Here is a 17,023-nt window from a genome sequence, read left to right on the forward strand (position 1 = left end):
CCCCGGCGCCCGCCAGCGCGGTCGGCACCAGCGGCAGCGTGATCGCCTCGACCCAGTCGGGCAGGAACGCGATCATGGACGGGTCGTCGGCCGCCTGCAGCACCGCCATACCGGCGACGCCAGCGAGGTAGGACGCCAGGCCCATAGCCTTGACCTTGGTCGGCCGTTGACGTCGGCGTGCGCCGTCAGCCGCCAGGCGTCGTCCTCGAACGTCTTGCCGTCGCGGCTGTAACGCGACCAGGCGATGTCCACCTCCGCGCCAGGACGAAGCCCGTGAACCTTCACCAGGCCGTCCACGATGCACCAGCGGGATCCGCTGGCCAGGACCGCGGCACCGTCCGCGCCGTGCGCGTTCGGGTCGTCGGTGTACTCGGTGTGCCAGCCCACCGCCAGCTCGCCGCCGGCCGGGACACCCTGGTCCTCACCCATTATGGTGACCCTCGGCGCTGGCTGCGGCCTCCGGCAGGGAGAGATCTTCGGCCTCGCGGTGGATGATGTGGACTTCGGCGAGGGCGTCATCCACGTGCGGCAACAGGTGAAGCTGATCCACGGGAAGCAAATGTTCGGTCTGCCCAAGCACGATCGCGAGCGGACAGTTCCGCTCCCCGAATCGGTCGCCGAAGCCTTGAAGGGCCACCTGACCCAGTTCCCAGCCCGCGAGATCACCCTCCCCTGGGAAGAACTGACCGGAGACCCCCACGCCTTGCGCCTGGTTCTCACCAGCCGAGTTCCCAAGGCGTTGAACCGCAACTACATCAACAAGGTCATCTGGAAGCCCGCTCTTGAGCGGCTGGGCGTAATAGCCAAGGACCGGCCCACCAGGAAGACAACGGGACGTGCCAAGCAGACGACGCGTGAACACGGCATGCACGCGCTGCGGCACTACTACGCCAGCGTGCTGCTCGACGCCGGCGAATCGGTCAAGGCGCTGGCCGAGTACCTCGGTCACTCGGACCCCGGCTTCACGCTCCGGACGCACACGCACCTCATGTCCGGCAGTGACGGACGGACCCGGAAAGTGATCGACACAGCTTTGGGCCTGGCGCACCAGGAAACCGGAACAGAGCCGGAACAAGCCACGTAGTACTCAGGAATTCACCTGGCCAGACGGCTCTTCGTCATTAGTACACCGAGATGTGCGGGTGGTCGTAGTGGTTGGCCGTGGTGCCGCCGCGGTCTGACATCGTGCGCCAGGCGCCGGTCCTGGCGTGCCAGATCCGCTGGCGGTAGATGATGTACATGATGCCCAGCCGCTTGGCGTTCTTGATCGCCCAGGCGGCGATCTCGTTGCCGCGCGCCACCTCCGCGGCCGTCGGCATCGAGCCGCCGCGGCTCAGCATGAAGTCGCACGCCCTCCCGAGCGGGTGCTCGCCGCCGTCCTGGATCGCCCGGTAGCAACCGATTCCGTTGGGTACGGAGAAGCGCTCCTTCACGAGCGTCTTGACCAGGCGCATCCGGGGCGTGATGTTGTCGGAGCCCTCGGGAAGCTGCGGGACCCAGGTGCCGTCCGATCGCCGGACCCCGGGCGCCTGGTAGAGCTTGTCGATCCTGTCCTTGATCTTCTTGATCAGTTGCTCGGCCTTGTCCTTGCGTTTGCCGAGGTCGGTGACCTGGTCGCCGAGTTCCTGGGCGCGGGCTGCCGCCTCCTCCTCGGCTTTCTTGCGGTCGTCCCTGACCTGGGCGAAGCCGCGTAGCCTGGCGCTCTGCTGGTCGACCAGGTGATTGGACAGCGCCATGCGGCCCATGAGCGCGGAGGGGTCCTCGCTCGTCGAGAGCATGGTGGCGGGGCTCGGGGGGCCGCCGTTGGTGTACTGGGAGACGGCCATCAGCCTGAGCTCGGCCGACTCTCGCTCGTAGACCTCCTGGGCGGCGGCCAGCTTCTCCTGCGCGGCCTTCTCCGCCTTCTCGGCCTTCTGGTGGGCTATGCGGCCGTTGTAGTACTCGGTGATCAGCTTGTCCGACTGCTTCCCCAGGGCCGTCAGCTCCTTCTTGAGCTGCTTGATCGTCGGCTTGGGGGCCGCGTGCCCGGGGGTGGCCAGGCTCGCTGACAGGAACACCGCTGTGATCATCGCGATGAGCGCTCTGGTGAGGATCGGACGGCGCCGCCGGTCGGCGGGGCATGCAACCGCCACACTTCTCCTTCGCCCGAACTGCGGGGCTCAGAAGTACGCCCCCTATCCGAGGCTAGATAGTAGGGGATCACCTGTATTGGTCGGCAAATCAGCAAATTTTGGTATAGGCGAAATGCCGGGCGGGTGGAGCGGCAGGCGGGCTCCGCGGACGCCCCACTGCCGGCGGGCGGCACGGGTCACGGCTTGTCGAGGTCCGGCGGAGGACAGGACGACGCGTGAAGGGGCCGGGCGTGCCTGGCTCTGCGTACGGCCCAGCGGCGGCCGAGCAACGCGGAGCCGGGGACCAGGACGGAGCCGAGCAGGCCGCTCCCGAGCCCGAGACCGACGTCCAAGTCGAGCAGGCCGTCCTTGCCCTTGAGCACGGGTACGTCGATCGACACCTTGACCGACACCGAGATCAGCGGCCCAGGGGCCTTGGTCGGGGCGGGAGCCTGGGTGGCCGGGGGGCGGGTGGTGGCCGGGCGGTCGGACGGCTTGGGCTCGCTGGTGGCGGGCTTGGGCGTCGACGGCTGTTTGGTGGGCGGCTGGGTGGGCGGTTTCGAGGTGGCCGGCTTGGAGGCGGAGGGTTCAGAGGTGGCCGGGCGTCTGGTCCGCGTCGGCTCCGCCCCACGGGTGGGCTCCTGCGAGCGGGTACGGATGGGCTCCTGCGAACGGGCGCCGGTGGGCTCAGGGGACTCGGTGGGCTCGGCGTGGTCCCCGGTGACCACCGGATCCGCGGCGTCGGTGCCGGGCGGCGGGCTGGCCAGGTCGCTGGGCCCCGCGGTGAAGATGGACGGCTCCGCCGTACCGGATGGCGTGGGGATCAGGGCCGACTCGGCGGGCGTGCTGACCGGCGGGAGCCCGGCGAGGCGGTCCGGCGGCGCGTCGTTCCAGATCACGAACGCCGACGCCACCGCGGCGGCGGTCGCGACCACCAGGCCGCCCGTCACCGCGAACTTGGTCATCGGCGCCAGTGCGCTGGTGAACAGGCTCGTGCCGCCGCTCCCCGGCGTGGGTAACGGCCGTGACAGAGGCAGCAAGGAGGCGAGCGGCACGGTCAGCAGGCCGAGTCCGGCCCGGCCGCGTACCTCCCAGCCGGTGCCGTACGCGGTGTCGGCGACCTCCTCCAGCTCCGCCAGGAACGCCTCCGCCGACTCCGGCCGCTCGGCGGGGTCCTTGGCCAGGCCGTGCCCGACCAGCGCCCGCATCGGCTCCTCGATGTCCTCCAGCGGGGGTGCGGCGTGCTGGTGCTGGTAGGCGAGGGCGGCGAAGTTGTCCGCGACGAACGGCCGGTGCCCGCTGAGACACTCGAAGAACACCACGGCCGCCGCGTACACGTCCGACGCCGACCCCGCCGGGGCGTCCGCCCACTGCTCGGGGGCCATGTAGGAGGGGGTTCCGGCGAGTGGGGCGTTCTCGCCGGAGTAGGCGGCGACGCCGAAGTCGACGAGCTTGCTCTGGCCGTCCTGGGAGACGATCACGTTCTCGGGCTTGAAGTCACGGTGTACGACGCCGTGCCGGTGCGCCTCGGCCAGCCCGAGCAGGGCCCCCTTCAGTACGGCCAGTGCCGCCTCCGGGCCGGTGGCGCCCGCGTGCCGTAACAGGCGGCGCAGGGTGATGCCGTCCACCAGCTCCATCACGATGCAGGCGTCGTCGTGGCCTTCGACGTAGTCGAGCAGGCGGGCCGTGTGCGGGCTGTCGAGCTCGCGGATCAGCCCGGCCTCCGTGCGGAAGCGTTCGACGAACAGCTCGTCGTCGCGTAATCGCGGGGAGAGATGCTTGATCGCCACGGGCGTCCCGTCGGACGTCCGTAATGCGAGCATCACCCGTCCGGTCCCGCCGTGTCCGAGTTCCCGAATTTCGGTGTAGCCGGGAACATCCATCGGGGGGACCTCCAAAGACGGATAAAGATCCTTTCACCCGACGCTATCCCGTGGTAACGCGCCGTGTCGAGAGCGCTACCGATCCCCTGCCCCAATCGGTATTTTTACTACTTCTTATAGTAGGTCAGGCGGCCGGAACGGAAGGGGTCGCGGCGAGGAGGCGGCGGACGTTCTGGGCGGCGGTGCGGCCCGCGCGGTTGGCGCCGATCGTGCTCGCCGAGGGGCCGTAGCCGACGAGTTGCAGGCGTGGCTCGGCGATCACCGCGGTGCCGTCCACCTTGATCCCTCCCCCGGGCTCGCGCAGCCGCAGCGGGGCCAGGTGGTCGAGGGCCGGGCGGAACCCGGTGGCCCAGATGATCGTGTCCGCTTCCACGTACCGCCCGTCATCCCAGCTCACCCCGTCGGCGGTGACGCGGCCGAACATCGGCAGCCGCTCCAGCGCCCCCTTGGCCAGCGCCTCCCGGACGATCGGCGTGTACCCGAGGCCGGTCACGGCGACCACGCTCTGCGGCGGCAGCCCGGCCCGTACCCGCGCCTCGACCATGGCGACGGCGTCGCGGCGCGCGTCCTCGCCGAAGTCGTCCAGCGGGCGGAACACGGGCGGCCGGCGGGTGACCCAGAGGGTGCTCGCGGCGACGCCGGCGATCTCGGAGAGCACGTGCGCGGCCGAGGTCCCGCCGCCCACGACGACCACCCGCCGACCGGCGAACTCCTCCGGTCCCCGGTACGCCGCGTAGTGCAGCTGACGGCCGCGGAAGGAGCGCGCGCCGGGATAGTACGGCCAGTACGGGCGGGTCCAGGTGCCGGTGGCGTTGACCACGGCCCGCGCCGCCCACTCCCCCGCCCCGGAGGTGGCGACGAGCCGCCCGCCCTCCCCCGGCGCCACGGCCGTCACCTTGACCGGCCGCAGCACAGTGAGCCCGAGCTCGCGTTCGTAGTCCGCGAAGTACTCGGGGACGACCACGGCGGCGGGCCGCTGCCCGTCGCCCCCGGACAGATCAGCTCGACCAGCCCCAGGCAGATCAACTCGACCCGCTCCAGGCAGATCCGCCTGACCGGCTCCCGGCACATCTGCCTGACCGGCTCCGGGCGAGGCGCCCACCAGTGGAGCGAAGCGCCGCACGCCGGGAAGGTCGAAGATGCCGTGCACCTTGTCCATGGTCAGCGACGGCGACCGGTGCCGCCACGCCCCGCCAGGCCCGTCACCCGCGTCCAGCACCAGCGGCTCGAAGCCGAACCGGCGCAGGAAGTACGCGCTCGACAGCCCGGCCTGCCCGGCCCCGATCACCACGACGTCGATCTCGTCCACGTACGGATGCAACCGGCGAAGCGCCGGCGCTCTTCCCGGGACGAGCGCAACGTCCCGGGAAGCGCGATGGGGGGCCGCGGCGGCCGCCCCCGCGACACCGCCGCGACCCCCGCCGGTCGAACCCCGCCCCTGGCGGAGCCGCCCGGCAGTCGGCCAGCCCGTCAGATGGGCGGCCCGTCAGATGGGCGGCCCGTCAGATGGGCGGTGGGACGGTGTGCAAGCTGCGCGGCGTGACCGACCGCGCCAGCCGGTACGCGGCCGCGGCGTCCACGAGCCCCGCCCCGGTAGCCCCGTCGAAGCCCTCGCCCGCGAGCTCCCCCGTCCCGCTCTTGCCGTCGACGACGTCCCGTGCCGAGGCCCTGAGCAGCGCCTTCACCAGGTCGGGAGACAGCCCCGGCTGGACCTGCTTGAGCAGCGCGCACACCCCGGCGATCTGGGGCGCGGCGGCGCTGGTGCCGCTGATCACGCTCCAGCCGTCGTCGGGAGCGGTGCCGTCCTTGACCGGGTAGCCGGGACCGGCCAGCGAGGAGTCGATGACGTCGCCGGGCTCGGTCGGCAGCATGATGTAGAGCGCCCTGGGCTGCCGTCCCACCAGCCCGCAGACGTCGGGCACGTGCCGGCCCGGGTAGATGAGGCTGTCGAAGCTGCTCGCATAGTCGGACGCCTCCATCTTGAACTCCCCGTTGACCTGCGTCTCCTCCACGTACACGCCGCCCGCGGCGATGACGTCGGGCATCATCGCGGGGAAGGAGATGTGGCCGTTGCCGGCGGAGAAGCAGACCGTGATACCGCGCACCCGTACGGCCTCCAGCACCGCCAGCTCCAGCGGCCGCAGGAAGTTGGGCAGCCCGGTGAGCCCGTTGAGGTCGTAGCCCCAGCTGTTGGTCAGGACAGCGGGCGACAGGTCGGCGGCGGTCTTGAACGCGAGCGTGGCGTTGCCGCCCATCTTCACGCCGACGAAGTCCACGTCACGCGCGCAGGCGAAGATGTTGGCCGCCTCGGCCGTGCCGTGGCCGTACTCGTCGTGGTCCACGCGGGCGGCGTCCGGCGCGAGCGTGGCGTTGTAGTTGTAGCCGTGATGCGGATAGAAGGGATGCTTGTAGAAGCCCGTGTCGACCATGGCCACGAACACCCCCCGGCCGGTCACCCCCCGCTCGTGCACGTGGCAGGCGCGCAGGAGGAGCCCGACGTCGTCCGGCACGCGCAGGTGGTGATACGACACCCTGGGTGGCAGCGGCGAGCCGTAGAACTGCGGCGGCGCCTGCGGGTAGGCCCGTTCGACCAGCGGCTCCAGGTCGGCGGGCAGCGTGAACGGGACCCCGGACACGTGCGACAGATAGGAGACCTCGTCGCCCGGCTCGGCCGCCACGTCGGCCGGCGCGCCGCGCAGGGTGTGCGGCCTGACGGCCACGCGGGTGTTGAACGTCTCCTCCCACAGCCGGCGCGGGCCCTCCGCGCTGATGGAGAACGTCCCGACGTGCCTGACGACGAACCCCCTGCGCTGCAGCGCGAGCGCGGTCTGCGCGGCCCGGCCCGGCGGCGGCCTGAGGTCGTCCAGGCCCCCCGCCTGTACGGCCGAGGACTCGGCGAACATGGAGGCCCGGCCCGGCGGTCGCACCACTGCCTCGAAGTGGACGGTGGACTCTCGGCGTTCGGTGATCGTGGTCATGCATCCCCCTCGGGGCATGTCAGTGGGTCAGTGCAGGTCGGGAGGCCCGGCGAGATGGATCCCTGTGACAAGTCCCCGCAGTTCGCGGGGGATGGCGGGCTCAGGCAGGCCGAACGTCCGCTCCCAGACCTCTTCCGGGGCGCTCACGCTGATCGTCGGGCCGAGGTGCAGAACGCGCAGGCCGAGCCGGCGTAGCACGGCCGCCGCCTGGTGCCGTCGTCCCGGCACCGGCTCCACCTCGGCGGAGATGACCCGGTGCTCCGGGGACGCGTCCGTGAAATCCGGCATGTCCCCAGAGTCAGGTCCGCAAGCGGATCCGGCCTCAGGTGACGGCTGAGGGCTAACCCTGAATGGGGCTCCTGCCACGGGCCAAAACAGGGCTATCCCTGGATGGGGCTCCTGCCACGGGCCAGAATCCGCTCGGCCCTGGACCGGCAGGCGTCGGCCGACTCCTGCTCCGCCAGCCGCTCGTACGCCTCCGCGAGGTCGAGCAGGGTCCCCGCGACGTCGGGATGGCCGCTTCCCAGCACACGCTCGGTGCCCGTGAGCGCGCTGCTCAGCAGGTCCCGCGCCTCGGCGGCCCGGCCGTCGGCCAGCATGGCCTGGCCCAGCCGGCGGACGCCGAGGTGGACGTGGGCGTGGTCGTCGCCGTAGGCGTTCCTGAACACCTGGATCGCCCGCTCCTGGTGGTCCCTGGCCAGCTTCGGCTCGCCGGTGTCCAGGTAGACCAGGCCGAGGTTGGTCAGCGGCATGCCCACCTCGCCGTGGCCGGGGCCGTAGCAGAACTCGAGTATCGACAGCGCCCGCTCGTGGCTGACTCTGGCGTCATCGAAGCGGCCCGACAGGCGCAGCGCGTACCCGAGCTTGTCGAGGGTGTGGGCGACCTCGGGGTGCTCGTCGCCGTACACGGCGGTGAGCATGGACGCGGCCTGCTCCTGCAGCTTGACGGCCCGCTGCGGGCGGCCGGTGTCCTGGACTATCAGCCCCAGCCCGGACAGGGTGTGCGCGACGTCCGGGTGGTCGGGGCCGAGGATGGTCCGCGCGGTGGCCAGCGCCTTGGTCAGCCATTCCTGGCCGGCGCGCAGGTCGCCCGCCGTCCACGCGGCGAAGCCCAGTTCCCGGCTGACGCGGGCGATCTCTCTGCGATCCGGCTCCCGTCGGGCGGTCAGGATGGCCAGGGCGCGTTCGAGGGTACGCCTGGCCTCGGGCAGGCGGCGCTGGCAGACCAGCACGTCGCCGAGCCGGCGCAGGACCCGCGCCACGGCCGGGTCGTCGCCGCCCAGGGCCCGTTCGGCCAGGACCAGTGCCTGCTCCTGGGCGGCGCGGGCGCCGTTGACGTCGCCGGTGAGCTCCAGCAGGTTGCCGTGGGCGGACAGCACGGCCGCCAGGTCGGCGTCGGCGCCCGGCTGCCGCCTGACCAGCCGCAGCGCCAGCTCGAACAGCTCCTGCGCCCGCTCGAACGCCGCCCGTACCGTGAGGTAGTGGCCGGAGCCGCAGAGCATGCGCGCCAGGCCGGGCACGGCGATGTCCGCGCTGTCGGCCTCCTGGCCGAGGTGGATGACGTCGGGGATGACGCTGTCCCAGGTACGCCAGGTGGTGGGGTTCTCGGCGTCGGCGGGCACCACCGAGCTCAGGATCCTGACGGCGCAGGTCACCCAGGTACGCCGCTCCTCGTCGGGCAGCCTGGCCCAGACCGCCGCCTTGACGAGCGGATGCATGCGCAGCCGTCCTCTGTCCCGCTCGACGAGCGAGTGGCGCAGCAGGTGGGCGATGGCGTCCTGGAGGGCCAGCTCGTCCTCGACGGCGTCCCTGAGCGCGGGCGGCAGGACGTCCGGCATGGAGTCCAGCAGGTCGAGCGAGACGCCACCGGGGCCCAGCGTGGCGCACAGGTGCAGCAGCTCGATGGCGACCGGCGAGGCCTGCGCGACCCGCTCGAAGGCGAGCTGCCAGACCGTGGCGAACGCCTTGTCGCGGGTGAGCAGCTGGTCGGCGCGGCGGCGGAACAGATCGCCGTACTCATCCAGCTTCATGCCGGTCTGCTCGCTGTAGGCGGCGGCCTGCTCCAGCGCGAAGGGCAGGTCACCGAGCTGCTCGGCCAGCGCCCAGGCGCCGCTGGTCCTGGCCACGCGCGTGGACAGGAAATCGACTGACTCGGCCCGGGAGAAGGAGCCCACGCGCACGCCCACGGCCAGCTGGCCCCAGGCGGGGTTGCGCGAGGTCACGATGACGTGCCCGGCCCGCAGGGACGACAGGAACGCCTCGATCAGCGTGCCGTCCTCGACGTCGTCGAGGATGAGCAGCCAACGGTCCATTCCGGCCAGGCGCTCGGCCAGCGCGGCGAGGATCTCGCCGCGGTCGGCCTGCTGACGTACGCCCAGGCGCAGCGCCAGCTCCGCCAGCACGCTCCAGAAGGCGACGGGTTCGACGGCCGGCGCCTCCCAGACCACGTCGTAGTCGGCGGCGTGCCGGTGCGCGTACTCCAGGGCGGTCTGCGTCTTGCCGGTCCCGCCGAGCCCGTGCAGCGCCACCACCCGGGGCGGCGGGCGGGTCGTCGGCTCGGTCAGCGCGGCCTCGATCTCGGCCAAGATCTCCTGGCGGCCGGAGAACACGTGGTTGCGCGAGGGCAGGTTGGTGATCCGCCGCGGCGGCGCGTCCTGGCGCGGCGGCGGGACGGGGCTGCCGTCGAGTCCCGGGTCGTGCAGCAGGATCGCCTGGTGGGTGGCCTGCAGCGCCGGGGCGGGGTCCACGCCGAGCTCCTCGGCCAGGATCCGGCGGACCCGGTCGTAGACGTTGAGCGCGTCGCCCTGCCGCCCGCACCGGTAGAGCGAGCGCATGAGTTGGGCGACGGACCGCTCGCGCAGCGGATGCTCGCTGACGCGCTGCTCCAGCCGCGGCAGCGCCTCGGCGTGCCGCCCCAGGGCCAGCTCGGCATCGGTCCTGCCCTCCTCGGCGCTGAAGCGTAACTCCTCGAGCCTGATGGCGTCGCACTGCGCCCACGGCTCGGTGGCGAACTCCGTCAGCGCCGGACCGCGCCACAACTCCAGCGCCTGCCCGTACAGGGCCACGGCCTCCGTCCAGTCCTGCTGGGCCAGCGCGCGGGCGCCCTGCTCGACCAGCCGCTCGAAGCGGAAGGCGTCGACCTTCTCCGGCTCGACGACGACGCGGTAGCCGGAGCCGTACGACTGCAGGATGTCGGCGCCGTTCAGCGCCTTGCGCAGGCGTGACACATGCGCGTGCAGCGCGCTGAGCGCGCTCTTGGGCGGTGTGCCGCCCCAGACGTGCTCGATGAGCTGGTCAGAGCTGAGGACCTCACCCTGGTGGAGGAGGAGGACTGCGAGAATGGCCATCCGCTGCGGTCCGCCGAGCGCGACGGAGCCGCCATCGACCAAGACGTCGAACGTGCCCAGAATCCGGATGTCCACGCGTCTCCTCTCCTCTTGCCTGCGACTGTAACCCGGTTCAGATTGGGCAGACAGGCACGAATACCCAGCCAAGGAGCCCGGCGCCATGGCGAACATCGGCGAGATCATCGGCCAAGCCCCGCCCCGAAGCATTTGGGAGGCCGTCTGGCCCCAGCGTGAGAGCTACCACCCGTCGCCGGCCGACTGGCGGGACGAGGTCATCTACTTCCTGCTGCCCGACAGGTTCAGCGACGGCCGCGAGCACGGGCGCGACCTCGTCGACCGGGCCCGGCCGGCGAACTCCCGCCCGGCCGGGTGGATGTGGAACCGGTGGGCGGCCTCCGGCCGGGACCGCTTCCAGGGCGGCACCCTGCGGGGGGTCATCTCCAAGCTCGATTACCTGCGCGACCTCGGCGTGACCGCGCTGTGGATCGCTCCGGTGTGGAAGCAGCGGCCCGTCACGACCGTGGACGGCGTCCCCGCCCCGGACGACCCCCACGGCTACTCCGTCCAGCACTTCCTGGACGTCGACCGCAGATTCGGCACCCGCGAGGACCTGGTGGAGCTGGTCGGCAAGGCCCACGAGCACGGCATCCGCGTCATCCTCGACATCCTCATCAACCACACCGGCGAGAACTGGGACTACGACCTCGGCACCCCCGGCTCCCCCCAGTACGTGGTCCGCCCGCCGTACGCGGGCCGGAACGGGAAGCTGCCGTTCGGCGCCTGGCGTGACGGCACCGGTGGGCGCCTGCCGCACGGCACCGCGCCCACCGAGCCCGACCACGGCGTGTGGCCGAGCGAGCTGCACGACCCCGATGCCTACACCAGGGCGGGCGGCGACGGGCTCGGCTGGGGCCAGGGCGGCGACGACGAGCCGGACGCGCCCTACCGGCGGGCCGACTGGTTCAGCCGGGACCTCGACCAGTCCAAGGAGCTGCAGACGCTCATCCGGATCTGGAGCTACTGGACGGCGCTCACCGACATCGACGGCGTGCGCATCGACACGCTCAAGCACGTGCCGCCGCGCGATGCCACGCTGTTCTGCGGGGCGCTCAGGGAGTTCGCCGACGGGCTGGGGAAGGCGAACTTCCTCATTGTGGGCGAGGTCGGCGGAGGCGACACGATCGAGGAGCGCTACCTGGACCTGATCGGGCGCAACCTGAGCGCCGTCCTGGAGACCGGCGAGACGCGGCGGCTGCTGCGCGATGTCGCGCTCGGGCGGGAGGGTTTCCCCTTCCCCGACGCCGTCGAGGAGTTCTTCCGCAGGTTCGCCACACACGGGCTCTCTCATCGCTCTCTCGGGTCCGTCTACGTCTCGATGGTGGACGATCACGACGATCTGTCGATCGATCCCCAGCTCCGGTTCGGCGCGCTGACGCCACCGGGGCTGAGCGAGCCCGATCCCCGCCAGGTCACCGTCGGGGTGGCGCTGCTGCTGTACTCGCTGGGCATCCCGTGCCTGTACTACGGCCTCGAGCAGGGGCTGACGGGCCCGGAGGAGAGCGAGCGGGGGTGGCTCATGGGCGAGGGCTGGGGGCGCCGCGAGCTGTCGGGGGACCGGTATCTGAGGGAGGCCATGTTCGGGCCGGAGCATCCGCGTAAGGCGGGCGCCGCCGGGCGGCCCGCCGACGGCGAGTCGCCGACCGCGGCGCACCTGTTCGACACCGATATGGTCGGGTTCGGCCCGTACGGCACCACGAACCACCACGTCTTCGACCAGGACAACGAGATTTACCAGCGGGTCAGGATGCTGCTGTCCGCGCGGGCGGCCCACCGGGCGCTGCGGGCCGGCCGACAGTACCTGCGCAGGCTCGGCCGAGCCGACGGCGGCTACGCGCTCCCCCGGCCCGGCGACGTCCTGTGCTGGTCGCGCGTCCTGGCCGGGACCGAGGTGGTGTGCGTGGTCAACCCGAGCCTGACCGAGACGCGCGGCGCCCTCGTCGAGATCGACGGCGCCCTCAACGCCCGCACGCAGGAGCTCACCGTGGTCGCCAACACGGCCGAGATCGGCGGGGTGACGAAGCACCCGCTCAGGTCGGCCCTGACCGTGCTGCCCGGCCCGGGTGCCTCGCGCCACATCGAGCTGCAGGATCTGCCTCCGGCATCCGCGCTGGTCCTGACGAACCAGCCGGTCAACTAAGGGTCAACCAGAAAGGTGGTCCGCCAACCGCATCGCCAAGGCCGTGAGCGTCAGCGAGGGGTTCGCGGCCGGCGATGTCGGGAAGACCGACAGGTCGCAGACGTAGAGGTTGTCGTGCCCCCACGCCTTCAGGTCGGGGTCGACCACGCCCATGCCGGGATCCTCGCTCATCCGCAGCGTGCCGACCTCGTGACCGACCGCCCCGAGATCGGCGGTGAACGGCTCCGAGGCCGCCGGGTCGCCGCCCAGGATGCGGATGATCCGGCCGCCGATCTCCCGTACCGCGGCGAGGTAGCCGGGGATCTCGACCGGCTTCATCGTGATCACCGGCCGGCCGGTGTCCGGGTCCAGCTCGACGGTGTTGCCGTCGAGCAGCGGCACCGACGGGAAGAAGACGATCTCGCAGTCCATCCTGGAGACGTCCGCGTGCGCCGGGACGGCGTCCTCGTCCACCCGGTACTGGTTGAGCCCCACACCCATCTCCACCACAACGTTGAGCGGCGTCGAAGCGACCGAGCCGCGCAGCAGGATCTTGACCGAGTCGTGCGCGGCGTAGCCGGGCGCGTCGCTCGGCAGCGTGAACTTCCAGACGTACGTGGGGTGGTCGGTGATCCCCTTGCCCACCCACTCGTTGTCGACCCGCGCCCGCCGGGCCAGCACGGCGCTGCCCACGGTGCCGGCCGCCATGATCACACGTCCGCCGTCCGCGACGTGGAACACCCGGTCCTTCCCGGCGATCAGGTCGCGGGCCCGCACGGCCGCCACCCTGGCCCGGCCGCCCGACCGGTCCCATTCGAACCCGACGACCTCGTGGTTGAGGTTGACGTGCAGGCTCTTGTTCCAGCCGTCGCGCAGGCGGTCCTCCATCAGCAGCGCCGCCGTCGAGAAGATCCCTGAGGGGATGCCCAGCCGGTGCGCCACCGAGTTCTCGGCCGCCACCTGCACCTCGTGCTGGCGGAAGCGCTTCATCTGGGTGCGGAGCAGCTCCTTGATCGTCCTGCGGTAGTCGCTGAGCGTCGGGCGCGTGCCGTGCATGAGGTCGGTGGCCTCGTCGTACCACTCGGTCCGCAGTTCCTCGCGGACGCCGCGCGGCCACGACTCGAACTCCCGCCCGTCCATCGGCGGGATCAGCGCCCCCCAGAAGACCGACTTCCCGCCCAGGCAGAACGCCTCGGCGACCTGCATCCCGGCCGAGCTCGTCCGGTAGCGCTGCGACCGGTACTGGTACCACAGACCCCAGACGGTCCGGTTGGCCTCCGCGCCGGAGCTCTGCAGCCTGGGCATGTTGCCGACGTGGGTCGAGAACAGGTACCCCCCGGCCTCCAGCACGAGGATCTGCGGCATCCGCCCGCCCTTGGCCGCGGCCATCCTCGTCAGCTCATGGGCCAGCACGCCGCCGCCCATGCCGCTGCCGACCAGGATGTAGTCGTACACCGCGCCCTCGTCCAGCTTGGGGGCGAAGTGGCGGCGGGCCGGGAGCGGGTTGGTGACGATGATGTCGTCACGGGTCGGGAACAGCTCCGACTGGGTGCCGGTCATCGTCTCGATCCGCTCGCCCGCCGCGATGTCCGCGGGCCAGGCGGTACGGTTGCCGTCCAGCGCCTCCCAGGCCCCGTCGCAGTGGAACTTGAACTCCACGGCCGTCCCCGCGGGCGGCCTGGCGAGCTCCACCCGCCACTCGTCCGCGCCCTCCACGTAGCGGCAGGGCACGCGGGCCCGCCAGCCGTCGAGGCTGCTGAACACCCCCAGCCTCGCGTCGGGACGGATCGCCCCGCCTCTCAGCACGATCGTGAACGTCTCCCCAGCCATGCAAGCCCCCTCGCATGTCGCGCTAAATCTCCCGATGCTGGTATAGCCCGCGCCGCTTAACCTTCGCTTGCAGCCGGCGACAAGGGAGATGCGAGCGCGCAGGAGCACTGTGTGCGCATGCGAGAACGAGAGCTGGAGTCGCTGGCGGACCGCTTCGAGCTGGCCCGCCGGGGTGAGCCGGGGCTGGTCCTGATCCACGGCCCCGCCGGCATCGGGAAGAGCACCCTGCTGCGCCGGTTCCTGGCCACCCTTGACGACCAGGCGCACGTGATCGCCGCCGACGCCGTGGAGAGCGAGTCGGTCCTGCCGTACGACGTGCTCACCAGGATCGCCGGTCTGCAGCCCGCGGATCCGTTCGAGGCGGGGGCACGGCTGCGCGACCGGCTCGACGAGCTGCAGGCGGCGCGGCCGGTGGTGATCGCCGTAGACGACGCGCACTGGGCCGACTCCGTCTCGCTGACCGCGCTCGCGTTCGCCTGGCGACGGCTGCGGCCCGCCCGCGTCCTGGCCGTACTGACCAGCCCTGACCCCTACCAGCCCGCCTCGCTGCAGCCGCTGCTCACCCGCGAGATGTCGGTACGGCTGGCGCTGACCGGCATCGGCGCCCGGCAGGTGCGCGCGCTGACCCACCTGCCCCTGACCGAGCAGGCGGCCGGGCGGCTGTGCGAGCACACGGGCGGCAACCCGCGGCACATCCTGCAGGTCCTGGAGGAGACGGACCTCGACGAGCTGGCCGACCCGCAGATCCCGCTGCCGGTGCCGGGGCAGCACGCCCGCGACGCCCTGGCCCGGCTGGCCTGGTGCAGCGAGCCCGCCCGGTCGTTGGTCGAGGCGGCGGCGGTCCTGGGCTGCGACATCGCGCCGGGCGGCGGCGGGCGGGCGGCGGGCGAGGTTTCGCTCGGCGCGGCGGCCAAGCTGGCGGAGGTCGGGGCGCCGCTCTCGGCGCTGGAGGAGGCGCTGGGGGCCGGGCTGCTCGTGGAGCGGCCGACGGGTGCCGGGATCCTGATCCGCTTCTCGTACCCGCTGCTCAAGGGGGCGGTCTATCAGCACATGGGCCCCACCAAGCGGCTGCGGCTGCACGCCATGGCGGCGACGCTGACGGATGACGAGACCGCCCGGCTGGAGCACCTGCTGCGGGCCGCCGAACGTCCCGGCCCGGAGCTCGTGCGGGACATCGCGGCGGCGGGGCGGCGCAGGGCCGCGGCGGGCGAGTGGGGGCAGGCGGCGCGGCTGCTCGCGCAGGCGGCCCGGCTGGACCGCGAGCCGGGCGCCGACGCCGTCGAGGCCCTCCTGTTCGACGGCCGCCCGGCCGAGGCCCACGCTCTGGCGGCACGGCTCGGCGCCGACGAGACGGCCACCCGACCAGGCACCTCGGCGACGGCTCCCTCAGGGACGGACGGTGCGGCGTCCTCCTCGGCCTTCGGCGCCGGCGCGGCCTCCCCCGCAGCCCCCAGGATCGACACGGCGGACGGTCGTTTCGCGCGAGGGGTGCTGGCTCACTACGCCGGCCGTACCGATGAGGCGGTGGCGGCGCTGGCCGAGGCGCGGGCCCGGTGCGCGCGGCCCGCGCTGCTCGCCAGGATCGACGCCTGGAGCTGCCGTCCCGAGCCCGGCGACTACCTGCGCCTGATGCGTCACTCCGGCGGGGTGGGGGGCTCGCCACCGGCCAGGCTGCTCACCGCCGTCATGGGCAGCCTGGCCGGCTTCCGGCAGGGCCGCTGGGACGAGGCCGCGGCCCTGGGGCAGCTCGCCGCCGCGGTCGCCGACGAGCTCGGACCCTGCTGGATGTCGGCGCACGCGCACGCGGTGGCGTCACTCGTCCCCGCGGCCAGGGGCGACTGGCAGCGCGCCGGACAGCACGCCGAGGCGGCCCGGCGGCTGGCCAGGGACGCGACGGCACCGGTGGCGGTCATCGGCCCCGCGTACGCCGCGGCACACCTGGCCGCCGCCCGGAACCGGCCGGACGAGGTGATCGCCCTGCTGACACCGCTGCTCGACCTGGTCACCGGCACCGGGCCCGTGCCCGCCTCGCCCGACCTGGCCGTGTACGCCCAGCCCGATCTGCCCGGCGCGACGGCCGAGGCCGAGCGCGGGCTGCTGCCGTGGGCCGATCTGCTGCTGGACGCGCTCATCACGGAGGGCGACCTGCGCCGGGCCGGTGACGTGCCGGCCGGATCTCCCGGTGTCCGGGCCCGGCTGCTTGCGGCGGAGCATGAGACCGAGGCGGCCAGGTCGGCGTTCGAGGCGGCGTGCGCGGAGACCGGGGAGCCGTTCGACCGGGCCAGGACCCTCTTGGCGTACGGCTCGTTCCTGCGCAGGCTCGGCCGCCGGGCCGCGGCGGCCGAACAGCTCAAGGAGGCGCTGCGGGAGCTGGAACGCCTGGAGGCGGTGCCCTACGCGCAACGCTGCGAGATCGAGCTGGCGGCGTGCGGGCAGCAGCACGCGGTCTCCCCTCTCGGCCTGACGCCGCAGCAGGACGCGGTGGCCCAGCTGGTGGCCGCCGGGCTGACCAACCGGCAGATCGCCCGCGAGCTGCTGCTGAGCGTCAAGACGGTCGAGTACCACATCAGCCAGGTGTACGCCCGCCTGGGCGTGTCGTCCCGCGTCGCCCTGGCCAACGGCGTCCGCGCCCGCGCGGGCTCGTCGAGCTGAGGAGCCGTCGCGCAGCGCGTCCGTTCAGAGCGCGCGCACAGCGCGT

Annotated in this window: 11 protein-coding genes; 3 read left to right on the forward strand and 8 right to left on the reverse strand. The window is 72.4% G+C overall.

Translation table 11 applies throughout. From position 1 onward, the window contains the following. Positions 1-72: 72 nt before the first annotated feature. A complete protein-coding gene (locus tag LDL49_RS45190) occupies positions 73-429 on the reverse strand; it encodes a hypothetical protein (RefSeq protein WP_225301106.1) in 357 nt (118 codons plus the stop codon). Position 430: 1 nt separating this feature from the next. On the opposite strand from LDL49_RS45190, the gene LDL49_RS45195 reads away from it, so the two are divergent. After that, positions 431-1,084 carry a tyrosine-type recombinase/integrase gene (locus tag LDL49_RS45195; protein WP_225301107.1) on the forward strand — a complete coding sequence of 218 codons (654 nt, stop codon included), beginning with the start codon at positions 431-433 and terminating at the stop codon, positions 1,082-1,084. Positions 1,085-1,121: 37 nt separating this feature from the next. Here the strand turns inward: LDL49_RS45195 and LDL49_RS45200 are convergent, their stop codons facing one another. The 6 genes from LDL49_RS45200 to fxsT form a co-directional block, all read right to left on the reverse strand. Next, complete coding sequence (locus LDL49_RS45200) at positions 1,122-2,132, reverse strand: coiled-coil domain-containing protein (RefSeq protein WP_225301108.1); 1,011 nt, start codon at positions 2,130-2,132, stop codon at positions 1,122-1,124. Positions 2,133-2,308: 176 nt separating this feature from the next. Beyond that, positions 2,309-3,994, reverse strand: a complete 1,686-nt coding sequence (locus tag LDL49_RS57630; RefSeq protein ID WP_263656348.1) for a serine/threonine-protein kinase — start codon at positions 3,992-3,994, stop codon at positions 2,309-2,311. Positions 3,995-4,118: 124 nt separating this feature from the next. After that, positions 4,119-5,303: an FAD-dependent oxidoreductase gene (locus LDL49_RS45210; RefSeq protein WP_372470657.1), complete on the reverse strand. Its 1,185-nt coding sequence runs from the start codon at positions 5,301-5,303 to the stop codon at positions 4,119-4,121. 193 nt (positions 5,304-5,496) lie between these two features. After that, positions 5,497-6,972, reverse strand: a complete 1,476-nt coding sequence (locus LDL49_RS45215; protein WP_225301109.1) for a S8 family serine peptidase — start codon at positions 6,970-6,972, stop codon at positions 5,497-5,499. A gap of 27 nt (positions 6,973-6,999) precedes the next feature. Then, on the reverse strand, positions 7,000-7,260 hold the full coding sequence (locus LDL49_RS45220) for a hypothetical protein (RefSeq protein ID WP_225301110.1): 261 nt from the start codon (positions 7,258-7,260) through the stop codon (positions 7,000-7,002). A 92-nt stretch (positions 7,261-7,352) separates the two neighbouring features. Beyond that, a complete protein-coding gene (fxsT, locus tag LDL49_RS45225) occupies positions 7,353-10,394 on the reverse strand; it encodes an FxSxx-COOH system tetratricopeptide repeat protein (protein ID WP_225301111.1) in 3,042 nt (1,013 codons plus the stop codon). Positions 10,395-10,479: 85 nt separating this feature from the next. On the opposite strand from fxsT, the gene LDL49_RS45230 reads away from it, so the two are divergent. Continuing rightward, positions 10,480-12,516 carry an alpha-amylase family glycosyl hydrolase gene (locus tag LDL49_RS45230; RefSeq protein ID WP_225301112.1) on the forward strand — a complete coding sequence of 679 codons (2,037 nt, stop codon included), beginning with the start codon at positions 10,480-10,482 and terminating at the stop codon, positions 12,514-12,516. A 3-nt stretch (positions 12,517-12,519) separates the two neighbouring features. On the opposite strand, the gene LDL49_RS45235 is transcribed toward LDL49_RS45230, so the two are convergent. Beyond that, positions 12,520-14,325: a GMC oxidoreductase gene (locus tag LDL49_RS45235; protein WP_225301113.1), complete on the reverse strand. Its 1,806-nt coding sequence runs from the start codon at positions 14,323-14,325 to the stop codon at positions 12,520-12,522. 117 nt (positions 14,326-14,442) lie between these two features. Between LDL49_RS45235 and LDL49_RS45240 the strand changes: the two genes are divergently transcribed. Then, entirely contained in the window at positions 14,443-16,977 is a 2,535-nt protein-coding gene (locus tag LDL49_RS45240) for a helix-turn-helix transcriptional regulator (RefSeq protein ID WP_225301114.1), read from the forward strand. Positions 16,978-17,023 lie beyond the last annotated feature (46 nt).

The organism is Nonomuraea aurantiaca (assembly GCF_020215705.1).
Taxonomy (GTDB): domain Bacteria; phylum Actinomycetota; class Actinomycetes; order Streptosporangiales; family Streptosporangiaceae; genus Nonomuraea; species Nonomuraea aurantiaca.

Excerpts from the sequence above, each read along its gene's own strand:
- LDL49_RS45240 (WP_225301114.1), top strand. The coding sequence starts at position 14,443 with ATGCGAGAACGAGAGCTGGAGTCGCTGGCGGACCGCTTCGAGCTGGCC.
- LDL49_RS45235 (WP_225301113.1), bottom strand. The coding sequence starts at position 14,325 with ATGGCTGGGGAGACGTTCACGATCGTGCTGAGAGGCGGGGCGATCCGT.
- LDL49_RS45190 (WP_225301106.1), bottom strand. The coding sequence starts at position 429 with ATGGGTGAGGACCAGGGTGTCCCGGCCGGCGGCGAGCTGGCGGTGGGC.
- LDL49_RS45230 (WP_225301112.1), top strand. The coding sequence starts at position 10,480 with ATGGCGAACATCGGCGAGATCATCGGCCAAGCCCCGCCCCGAAGCATT.
- LDL49_RS57630 (WP_263656348.1), bottom strand. The coding sequence starts at position 3,994 with ATGGATGTTCCCGGCTACACCGAAATTCGGGAACTCGGACACGGCGGG.
- LDL49_RS45195 (WP_225301107.1), top strand. The coding sequence starts at position 431 with ATGGTGACCCTCGGCGCTGGCTGCGGCCTCCGGCAGGGAGAGATCTTC.
- LDL49_RS45220 (WP_225301110.1), bottom strand. The coding sequence starts at position 7,260 with ATGCCGGATTTCACGGACGCGTCCCCGGAGCACCGGGTCATCTCCGCC.
- LDL49_RS45215 (WP_225301109.1), bottom strand. The coding sequence starts at position 6,972 with ATGACCACGATCACCGAACGCCGAGAGTCCACCGTCCACTTCGAGGCA.